Annotated in this window: 1 protein-coding gene and 1 tRNA gene; both read left to right on the plus strand. The window is 57.2% G+C overall.

Annotated elements, in window-relative coordinates; genetic code table 11:
* Window positions 1-2 precede the first annotated feature (2 nt).
* Window positions 3-76, plus strand: a tRNA-Pro gene (locus tag Q0216_RS01040).
* A 584-nt stretch (window positions 77-660) separates the two neighbouring features.
* The coding region (locus tag Q0216_RS01045; RefSeq protein ID WP_298592223.1) for an L-lactate permease at window positions 661-2,177 on the plus strand (1,517 nt) is incomplete at its 3' end.

The raw sequence follows: 2,177 nt of genomic DNA on the forward strand, positions 1-2,177 counted from the left end.
ATCGGGTTGTGGCGCAGCTTGGTAGCGCACTTGACTGGGGGTCAAGGGGTCGCAGGTTCAAATCCTGTCAACCCGACAGATAAAGCTCCGGAAGGTTTTTCCTTCCGGAGCTTTTTTGTATGCCGTTTAGGGGTTCGCACGGTTTGGTCGTTTGAGCGGTTTGTGATCAGAATATGCGCTGCATGTACTGCCGGATGTGCCGGGGTGCTGTTTCTTCCTTGAAATAGCGGGGGAGGCGCCGGGTAAGCCCTAAACCCGGGGTGGGCTTTAGGTTAGGTTGCAATTATGAGCTTGAATCTAAATGTTGGAATATGCCCGATTTTGTGGGTGTTGGGTGGTACATTGAGTACACGGGGAATCGCGTTTTAGCGGTCAGAAATTTTAGCTTCGGCACTGAATTTTCCTTGACAAATCAAGGAATATTTAGGTTTCTGTGACTAAAACACGACTCCATAACACACTAAATTTCATAGCCGCAAAACCAACACGAACCCACGTGAAGGCATGTATCCCCAGGGGATAGCGTCCTTAACGCATACAACAGTCAGGTACACGCACCTGCACCACACGGCACACACGCCGCCACACGCGTCGCTGGGAAGGTTTTACGGCACAACTCGATCCCGCCCCTCGGGGCGCGGAAAGGAACGCAATACAATCATGTGGCAGCAAGTCTACGACCCGCTGAACTCGAGCGCGCTCTCCGCACTCGTGGCAGCAGTCCCGATTATTTTCTTCCTTCTGGGCCTCACCGTCCTGAAGCTCAGCGGTATTAAATCTGCCGTTATCTCTCTGGCGCTTGCACTCATTATCGGCTGCGCCATCTTCGGTATGCCCGTGACCGCAGGTGCAGGCTCCATCCTCCACGGCTTCCTCTCGGGCATGTGGCCCATCGGCTGGATCGTTCTCATGGCAGTGTGGCTCTACCGCATTTCCGTGCGTTCCGGCGGCTTCGAAATCGTCCGCTCCTCCATCTCCTCCATCTCTACCGACCAGCGCATCCAGATGCTGCTGATCGCATTCTGCTTCGGTGGCTTCCTGGAAGGTGCGGCAGGCTTCGGTATTCCGATCGCTATCTGTGCTGCACTGCTCGTGTCCCTGGGCTTCAACCCGCTCAAGGCCGCAATGTTCGCACTGATTGCTAACGTGAGCTCCGGTGCGTACGGCGCTATCGGTATCCCCGTGACCACCGCAGCAACCCGCGGTGGCGTGGACCTGCACGCACTGTCCATCGAAATGATCCTGGTGCTCCAGATCATAGCGGCTCTCATCCCCGTTCTGCTCGTCGCTATTCAGGACGGTCTGCGCGGTATCCGCGAGGTCGGTCTGGTAGCTCTCATGGTCGGCGTGATCTACTCCGGTGGCCAGTCCGTTCTGCTCGCAGCCCTGGGTAACCCCGAGCTCGTCGACGTCATCCCGCCGCTGCTGGCACTGGTCGCCCTGGCACTGGTCATGCAGAAGTGGCAGCCCAAGCACATCTTCCGCGAGCCCACCGCTCCCTCCCTGGAAGAAGTTCAGGCTCAGCAGAGCGTCAAGCACACCGGTGGCGAGGTCCTCAAGGCATGGAGCCCCTTCATCTACCTGTCCGTCGTGATTCTGCTCTGGTCCACCGTGATGAAGCCGCTCTTCGCTAAGGGTGGTCTGCTCGCCTTCAGTAACTTGAGCTTCAACATTCCGTGGGTGCACCAGAGCATCCAGCAGACGGCACCGATTGTTCCTACCCCCAAGGCATTTGACGCGGTCTTCACCTGGAACATCCTTGGTGCTTCCGGTACCGCAATTCTGGTCGCTGCAATCATCACCATCCTGACCTCCTCCATCAGCTGGGGTGAGGCTATCGAGGAACTCGGCGGCACCTGGAAGCAGCTGCAGACCCCGATTCTCATGATCTGCCTGGTCATGTCTGTTGCTAACGTCATGAACTACGCGGGTATGATTACCTCCATTGCACTGGCTGTTGCTGCTGTGGGCGCAATCTTCCCGCTGCTGTCCCCGATTATCGGTTGGATTGGCGTGTTCGTGACCGGCTCCGTGGTGAACAACAACATCCTCTTCGCTGGCCTGCAGGCTACCACCGCACAGCAGATTGGCGTCAGCCCGACCCTGTTGGTTGCATCTAACACCGCTGGTGGTGTGATGGCGAAGATCGTTTCCCCGCAGTCCATCGCAATTGCAGC

This window comes from uncultured Rothia sp. (assembly GCF_937976295.1).
GTDB lineage: Bacteria > Actinomycetota > Actinomycetes > Actinomycetales > Micrococcaceae > Rothia.